This window comes from Lentzea flava (assembly GCF_014648475.1).
Classification (GTDB): domain Bacteria; phylum Actinomycetota; class Actinomycetes; order Mycobacteriales; family Pseudonocardiaceae; genus Lentzea; species Lentzea flava.
Genome location: NZ_BMRE01000013.1, coordinates 176,979 through 184,725 on the forward strand (window position 1 = coordinate 176,979; position 7,747 = coordinate 184,725).

Annotated in this window: 7 protein-coding genes; 2 read left to right on the top strand and 5 right to left on the bottom strand. The window is 69.8% G+C overall.

What is annotated here, in order from left to right; all coding sequences use genetic code 11:
* Positions 1 to 35 precede the first annotated feature (35 nt).
* Positions 36 to 2,093 carry an elongation factor G-like protein EF-G2 gene (locus IEZ09_RS18040; RefSeq protein ID WP_189254865.1) on the bottom strand — a complete coding sequence of 686 codons (2,058 nt, stop codon included), beginning with the start codon at positions 2,091 to 2,093 and terminating at the stop codon, positions 36 to 38.
* Between the two features lie 206 nt (positions 2,094 to 2,299).
* Here IEZ09_RS18040 and pdxS point away from each other — a divergent pair, with 206 nt between their 5' ends.
* On the top strand, positions 2,300 to 3,232 hold the full coding sequence (gene pdxS / locus IEZ09_RS18045; RefSeq protein ID WP_189254866.1) for a pyridoxal 5'-phosphate synthase lyase subunit PdxS: 933 nt from the start codon (positions 2,300 to 2,302) through the stop codon (positions 3,230 to 3,232).
* Between the two features lie 51 nt (positions 3,233 to 3,283).
* Here the strand turns inward: pdxS and IEZ09_RS18050 are convergent, their stop codons facing one another.
* Positions 3,284 to 3,541, bottom strand: coding sequence for a hypothetical protein (locus tag IEZ09_RS18050; RefSeq protein ID WP_189254867.1), 258 nt, complete (start codon positions 3,539 to 3,541; stop codon positions 3,284 to 3,286).
* Positions 3,542 to 3,626: 85 nt separating this feature from the next.
* On the opposite strand from IEZ09_RS18050, the gene IEZ09_RS18055 reads away from it, so the two are divergent.
* The gene (locus IEZ09_RS18055) at positions 3,627 to 4,553 is read left to right on the top strand and encodes a hypothetical protein (protein WP_189254868.1); all 927 of its coding nucleotides are present in this window, start codon (positions 3,627 to 3,629) and stop codon (positions 4,551 to 4,553) included.
* Positions 4,554 to 4,558: 5 nt separating this feature from the next.
* Here IEZ09_RS18055 and IEZ09_RS18060 read toward each other — a convergent pair whose 3' ends face one another.
* From IEZ09_RS18060 to helR, 3 genes are all read right to left on the bottom strand, one after another.
* Complete coding sequence (locus tag IEZ09_RS18060; protein WP_189254869.1) at positions 4,559 to 4,963, bottom strand: type II toxin-antitoxin system VapC family toxin; 405 nt, start codon at positions 4,961 to 4,963, stop codon at positions 4,559 to 4,561.
* Entirely contained in the window at positions 4,960 to 5,211 is a 252-nt protein-coding gene (locus IEZ09_RS18065) for a hypothetical protein (RefSeq protein ID WP_189254870.1), read from the bottom strand. Before IEZ09_RS18065 ends, IEZ09_RS18060 begins: the two co-directional genes overlap by 4 nt.
* 89 nt (positions 5,212 to 5,300) lie before the next feature.
* Complete coding sequence (helR, locus tag IEZ09_RS18070; RefSeq protein ID WP_229812669.1) at positions 5,301 to 7,466, bottom strand: RNA polymerase recycling motor ATPase HelR; 2,166 nt, start codon at positions 7,464 to 7,466, stop codon at positions 5,301 to 5,303.
* Positions 7,467 to 7,747 lie beyond the last annotated feature (281 nt).

Consider the following 7,747-nt stretch of genomic DNA (forward strand, 5'->3'; position numbering starts at 1 on the left):
GGCCGGTCGCCCGGCCCCTGTCGTGCTGCTCGCCGCTACTTGCCGGCGCGGGCGGCCAGCGCCTCCGGCAACGGGTCGTAGCGCGCGAAGCGGCGGGTGAACGTGCCGGTGCCCGACGTCATCGCGCGCAGCTCGATCGCGTACCGGAGCAGTTCGGACGAAGGAACCTCCGCCCTGATCACCGTGCGCCCGCCCTCGTCGGCCTCGGTGCCGAGCACCCGCCCTCGCCGTCCGGACAGATCGCCCAGCACGGTGCCCATGTGCTCGTCGGGCAGCCGGATCGCGACCTCGTCCATCGGTTCGAGCAGGATCGTGCGCCCGGCGGCCGCGGCCTCCTTCAACGCCAGCGCGCCCGCGGTCTGGAACGCCGCGTCCGACGAGTCGACCGAGTGCGCCTTGCCGTCGACGAGGGTCACGCGGACGTCGACCACCGGCGTGCCGTCGTGCAGGCCCTTCTCCAGCTGGGCGCGCACGCCCTTCTCGACCGACGGGATGAACTGGTTCGGGATCGCGCCGCCGACGATCTTGTCGACGAACTCGAACCCGGAGCCGCGCGGCAGCGGTTCGACGATGATGTCGCACACGGCGTACTGGCCGTGACCTCCAGATTGCTTGACATGCCGGCCGTGGCCTTTCGCCGGTGCGGCAAAGGTTTCCCGCAACGGCACGCGCACCGGTTCGGTGTCGATCTCCGCGCCGCCCGCCCGCAGCCGCGCCAGCACGACGTCCGCGTGCGCCTCACCCATGCACCAGAGCACCATCTGGTGCGTCTCGGCGTTGCGGTCCAGCCGCAGCGTCGGGTCGCTCGCGACGAGGCGGTTGAGGTTGCGGGCCAGGTTGTCCTCGTCGCTGCGGGTGCGCGGCACGACCGCGACGGGCAGCAACGGTTCCGGCATGTCCCACGGCGCCATGAGGAGCGGTTTCTCGGGCGCCGACACGGTGTCGCCGGTCTCGGCGGTCGTCAGCTTCGTCAACGCGCACAGGTCGCCCGCCACGCAGTACGGGACCTCGCGCAGGTTGGCGCCCATGGGCGAGTAGATGTGCGCGACGCGTTCGTCGGCGTCGTGGTCCTCGTGACCTCGGTCGGCCATGCCGTGGCCGGAGATGTGCACGGGACGTTCCGGGCGCAGCGTTCCGGAGAAGACGCGGACCAGCGACACGCGGCCGACGTAGGAGTCCACGGCGGTGCGGACGACCTCGGCGACGAGTGGCCCGTCCGGGTCGGCGGCCATGCGGGGCTGGGGGATGCCGTCCACCGAAGTCACGGTGGGCACCTCGTGTTCCAGCGGTGACGGGAACGCGCGCGCGATGCCGTCCAGCAGCTCGGTCAGGCCCATGCCCGTCGCGGCGCAGACCGGCATCACCGGGTGGAAGGAGCCGCGTGCGACGGCGGTCTCCAGGTCGGTGATGAGGGTGTCCTGGTCGATCTCCTCACCCGCGAGGTAGCGGTCCATGAGGGTCTCGTCCTCGCTCTCGGCGATGATGCCCTCGATCAGCGCGGCCCGTTCCTCCGGGTACTTGTCGCCCTCGGTGAGCAGCCCGACGAGCCGGTCGCCCTCCTGCACGTACAGCGGCACGACGCCCTGGCCGAACGCGGCCTGGCAGGCGACGATCTCGTTCATCACGTCGGCGCGGTGGTGGTCCGTGCGCGTGATGACCACGGCACGCGGCATGCTGACCTGGGCGCACTCCTCCCACAACGCGACGGTGGCCGCGTCCACGCCCTCGAAGGCGTTGACAACAAAAAGGGCCGCGTCCGCGGCCCGTAGTCCTGCCCTCAGCTCACCCACGAAGTCGACGTATCCAGGGGTGTCGATGAGGTTGATTTTGATGTCGCCGTGCTGGATCGGGGCCACCGCCAGGCCCACGGACCGTTGTTGTCGCACCGCCGCGGGGTCGTGGTCGCAGACGGTCGTGCCCTCGGTGACCGATCCCGCTCGGGTCAGGACGCCGGTGGCGGCTAGCAGGGCTTCGGTGAGCGTCGTCTTGCCCGCGCCGGACGGGCCCACGAGCACGACGTTGCGGACCTTGGCCGGGTCGTCCACAGCGACCGCGCCTGCCGGGGTCCCGTTGTCGGAGTGCTTGCTTCCCATGGCTACCTCCGTCAAGTCGTAGTGTTCGATCTCACACCCGTTCACCTCCGGTTACAAGTGCACAGACCCGACCGGATGCCTCCGCGCACTTGAGTGCGTTTCACATCCGTGGGCGTGACACGTGTCACGACCTGCGGCTGATCGCGAAGTGGCCTTCTGGTTCCGGGCGCCAGTGGCTTGGGTGAGGTGGCCACGTCGGACGTAACATGGGGTCACCGAAACTTCCCCTCGTGAAAGGTTTGCCCGTGAGCACTGATCAGGTCACCGGCACCGCCCGCGTGAAGCGCGGCATGGCCGAGATGCTCAAGGGCGGCGTGATCATGGACGTGGTCGACGCCACCCAGGCGAAGATCGCGGAGGACGCCGGCGCCGTCGCCGTCATGGCGCTCGAGCGCGTGCCCGCCGACATCCGCGCACAGGGCGGCGTCGCCCGCATGAGCGACCCGGACCTGATCGACGGGATCATCAACGCCGTCTCGATCCCGGTGATGGCCAAGGCCCGCATCGGCCACTTCGTCGAGGCCCAGGTCCTCGCCTCGCTGGGCGTCGACTACATCGACGAGTCCGAGGTGCTGACCCCGGCCGACTACGCCAACCACATCGACAAGTGGGCGTTCACCGTCCCCTTCGTGTGCGGTGCGACGAACCTGGGCGAGGCCCTGCGCCGCATCACCGAGGGCGCGGCCATGATCCGCTCCAAGGGCGAGGCCGGCACGGGTGACGTCTCGAACGCCACCACGCACATGCGCAAGATCCGCGCCGAGATCCGCCGCCTGCAGAACCTCCCCGAGGACGAGCTGTACGTCGCCGCCAAGGAGCTCCAGGCGCCGTACGAGCTGGTCAAGGAGGTCGCGCAGAACGGCAAGCTCCCCGTGGTGCTCTTCACCGCGGGCGGCATCGCGACCCCGGCCGACGCCGCGATGATGATGCAGCTCGGCGCCGAGGGCGTGTTCGTCGGTTCCGGCATCTTCAAGTCCGGCAACCCGGCCCAGCGCGCCGAGGCCATCGTGAAGGCCACGACCTTCTACGACGACCCGGACGTCATCGCCAAGGTCTCGCGCGGCCTGGGTGAGGCCATGGTCGGCATCAACGTCGACGAGATCCCGGAGCCGCACCGCCTGGCCGAGCGCGGCTGGTAAGTCCCTGCTCCACGGTGAAAGGCGCATCGCTTCCGCGGTGCGCCTTTCGTCTCATGTGGACAGGTAGAAGATCGCGACACCCAGCAGCAGCGCGAACACCGCGAGCACGACGACGAGCCGCACGCCCGCGCCCTCCTGCCGCGGTGCCACGGGGATGAACGGCTCCGGCACCTCGTAGCTGCCGATGGGCCGGGTGCTTCCGGCGGGCGGTGGCGGTTGCTCGGGCCCCTTGCCGAAGGCGGAGAACGGATCCGGGTTCTCCGCGTAGAGGTCGCGCTCGTGGAACGGCTCGTGCGGTGGTGTGGTCATCACGTCCCCCCAGACTCGACCACTCGAGCGTAGCCGGAGACGCGTTTGCCCGGCGAGGGAGTTGTTCCGCTGCCATGATCGGCTCATGCTCGGGGGACTTCGCACGTTCGCACTGGTCGTGGCGTTGCTGGCGACCGCGGTGGCCTGCGGGCGCGGCGACGAGGAGATCGCGAGGCTGCGCCAGGCGGTCGAAGCGGAGATGGCCGCGGCGCCGCTGCCGCAGGGGGCCGAACTGGTGCGCGGGCGGTTCGACAAAGGCTGCCACGACTTCTGGGAGTGCGCCGACGGCCCCGACCGGCCTGCGGTGTACGAGGCGGATCTCTACCTGGGACGGCCGCCATCAAGTACGTCCAGCATGTGCGCCTACTTCGTCGGAATGTTGCGGGACAAGGGTTTCCGGCTGGCGGGCGAGTGGGACGACAAGCGGTTCGAGGTCGACGCCGCCGCCTGCGCCGCGGGGCATCCCGGTGCCGGGACCGTGGTGCGGGCGGACGGGAAGTCGTTCAGCGCCAAGGCGACGCTCGAATTCTCCCTGCTCGACGACCGAGGCGTGGTGGCACCTCACTACAAGCTCACCTACGAGCCGCACGAGCCGTTGTCGCTGAACGCCGTGCGGCTAACGCGCTCGGTGGTGGCGCACATCAGGGGTGCGCTCGACCGCGAGTTCGTGCTGTCGGCTGCTCCCGAGGCCGACGGGATCACCTCGGGCCAGACGAGGGGACCTTGGTGGAAAGTGCCCTCGGCCACGACGTCGTTGCGGTTCGAGGTCACGTGCGACGAACGCGACGAGGCCTGGCTGGATGCCCACGATCCCGACATCACCGGCAAGCCGTACGGCTGGGGGCGGCGCGTGGTGCGGTGCACCGGCGCCGCCACCGTCGTCGACGTACCCGTGGAGCTCAAGAAGGACAAGGCCACCGTCCGGGTCAGCGTGTACGGGCGGCCGGCCTCGGCTCAGCGGCAACCGTCCAGGAACGGCGACTACGTCGTCAGGTTCCTCTCGGCGAGCTGACCCGGTCAGGAGAGCGGGTAGACCTCGACTTCCGCCTCGTGCCCGGACGCGCCGGCGAGCCGGGCGTCACAGGTCACGAGCGGCACGTCCAGCTGTTCGGCGAGCGCGAGGTAGAGCGCGTCGTACGCCGAGGCCGCGTGCCGCAACTCCCACGCCCTCCGGACCAGCGGCGGGTGATCGATCAACGTGATCGGGGCGTCCAGCAGGTTGTCGAGGGCCTCCTCCGCCTGCGCGTCGGTGATCAGGCCGCGCTGCGCGAGCTTGCGCAGCACGTGCAACGACTCCGCGGTCAGCAGCTGCGGTGCCGCCGCCGTGCTGGTGAGGAGGCGCTTCACCAGACCGCGGTCGGGGTCCGCGCCGACCAGGAACTCCATCAGCGCGGACGTGTCCACGACGGCCGTGAAGCTCACTCGTCGTCCTCGCGGAGGTCGCGGACGACGCTGACGATGGTGGCCCGGTCGACGCCCCAGTCGCGCTTGCGCGAGCGTTCGTACAGCTCCGCCATCGAGGGCTTGCGGGCCAGTTCGACCAGGTGGTTGCGCAGGTACGTGGTCAGCGACAGCCCTGCCTTGGCGGCTCGTGCCTGGAGGATGTCCACGACATCCCCCGGCACCTCGCGGATCTGCACCGCACGGAACGACTCGGCCGATTCGCTCATGTACGCGACACTACCGTCAATGCGTGCAATCTGCATGCACTCATCGTGGATGCAGTCGGCAACGCATGCAACTACCCGATCGTGTGGTCTCAAACCTTCTTGAGACCGGTGAGCGCGTCCGGCAACGGCTCGTGGTGCAGCACGCCGAGCCGTTGCGTGGCGCGGGTCAGCGCCACGTACAGCTCGGCCGCGCCACGCGGCCCGTCGGCCAGGATCCGTTCCGGCGCGACGACGAGCACCGAGTCGTACTCCAGGCCCTTGGTCTCCGACGCGGGCACCGTGCCGGGCACTCCGGGCGGCCCGATCACGACGCTGGTGCCCTCCTCCTCCGCCTCCGCGAGCACGAACTCCTCGATCGCCGCGGGCAGTTCCTCCGGCGAAAGCTGTCGTGCCCACGGCTGAACACCGTTGGCGCGAACGGATTCCGGCGCTCGGACGTCCGGCGCGAACTCGGCGAGCACCTGGGCGGCGACCGCCATGATCTCGGCGGGCGTGCGGTAGTTGACCGTCAGCGAGCGGTACTCCCAGCGGCCGGGCACGTACGGGTCGAGCATCTCGCCCCACGACGAGGCGCCCGCCGGGGACCGCCGCTGCGCGAGGTCGCCCACCACCGTGAACGAACGTCCGGGGCACCGGCGCATCAGCACTCGCCAGTCCATTTCGGACAGTTCCTGCGCCTCGTCGACCACCACGTGCCGGTAGGTCCAGCCGCGGTCGGCCGAGGCGCGTTCGACGAGGCTGCGGGTGTCGTACTCCTCGAAGCGCTCCGCCAGGTCCTCCGCGAAGAGCAGGTCCGTGGCGAACAGATGGTCCTCATCGTCCATGTGGTCCTGGCGGCTGACGAGGCTGTCCAGCACCTCGGAGGCGTACCGGGCCTCGGCCCTGCGGGCTTCGGCTTCGGCTTTCGCGGCGGCCTCCTCCGCGCGCTTGTCGCGGCCCAGCAGCTCGTGCAGCTCGTCGAGCAACGGCACGTCCGACACCGTCCACGCCTCGCCGTCGGCGCGGTGCAGCGACGGGTCGCCACCGGCCGCCGCGAGGCGTTCCGGTGACGAGTACAGCGATCCCAGCAGCCACTCGGGCGTCAGCACGGGCCACAGCTCGTCCAGCGCCAGTGTGAACGCCTCGTCGTCGGCCAGGTCCTTGATCAGGCCCGACCTCATGTCCTCCCAGCTCTCGCGGTCGGACCGGGACAGCCAGCCCTTGCCGATCCTGCCGATCGCGCGTTCGGTCAGGACGTACGTGACGATCTCGACGAACACCTTGCGGGCCTCGTTGTGCGGCAGCCCACTGTCGCGCGCTTCCTGCCGCGCCCACTCGGCGACGTCGGCGGTGATCTCGACCACGACGTCCTTCATCGTGATCGGGATCGGCGAGGACGGCAGCCGCTGCCGGTCGGCCACCGCCGACTTCAGCACCTCCACCATCTTCAGCGAACCCTTGAGCCGCGCGACGTCCGGCGCGTCCTCCGCCGTCGCGGACAGGCCCGGCAGCAGGCCGCCCGTGGTCGTGAAGACCACATCGGACTCACCGAGGGACGGCAGCACCCGGCCGATGTGGTTGAGGAACGCCGGGTTCGGACCGACGACGAGGACGCCGTGCCGTTCCATGCGTTCGCGTTGCGTGTACATCAGATAGGCGACGCGGTGCAGCGCCACGACGGTCTTGCCGGTGCCGGGACCGCCCTCGATCACCACGACACCGGGGTGGTCGAGCCGGATGATCGCGTCCTGCTCGGCCTGGATGGTGGCCACGATGTCGCGCATGCCCTCGCCGCGCGGCGCGTTCAACGCCGCCAGCAGCGCCGCGTCGCCGTGCTCCTCGCCGAGCTTGCCGAAGACCTCGTCGGTGAAGTCCACGATCGCACGGCGGCGGGTGTGGAACTGGCGCCGCCTGCTCATGCCCTCCGGCTGGGCGCCGGTGGCGGTGTAGAACGGCCGCGCCGCCGGTGCCCGCCAGTCGAGCAGCACCGGTTCGAACTCGTTCTCCTCGTCGAACAGGCCGATCCTGCCGATGTAGGAGGTGACGCCGTCGACGCTGTCCAGCCGGCCGAAGCACAGCCCGTAGTCGGCCACGTTCAGCCGCTTCATCTCGCGGTGCCGGGCCCGCACCTCGTTGTCCCGCTCCATGACGGTCTCGCCGGTGCCGCCCAGCGCGGCCTGATACGCGGCCTTCACGCGCGCGCGTTCGGAATCGAGCCGTGCGTAGAGACCGGCGACGTACTCGCGTTCGGACTGCAGTTCTTCTTCGTACCCCACGTGCTCCCCACAGCGCCTGTGAACTGGCATAGGGCGATGAGTCTGAAGCACGCACGGGGCCTTGTGGCAAGGCCCCCTGCCTGCTATACGTTTAAGTGGGAAGGAGTGGACATCCGCTCCTTTTTCTTTTGCTCGCAGCGCTCATCCCTGCCGCGCTGCCGTGACGGAGCGGCTCCGCCCCTCCGGCTGCTGACGTCGATGAAGGGCTCCTTCCTACACCTCAGCCCGGATCCACCGATGAGTTAGTGGTTCGGTCCGTGTCGTAGACACGCAGATGCCCT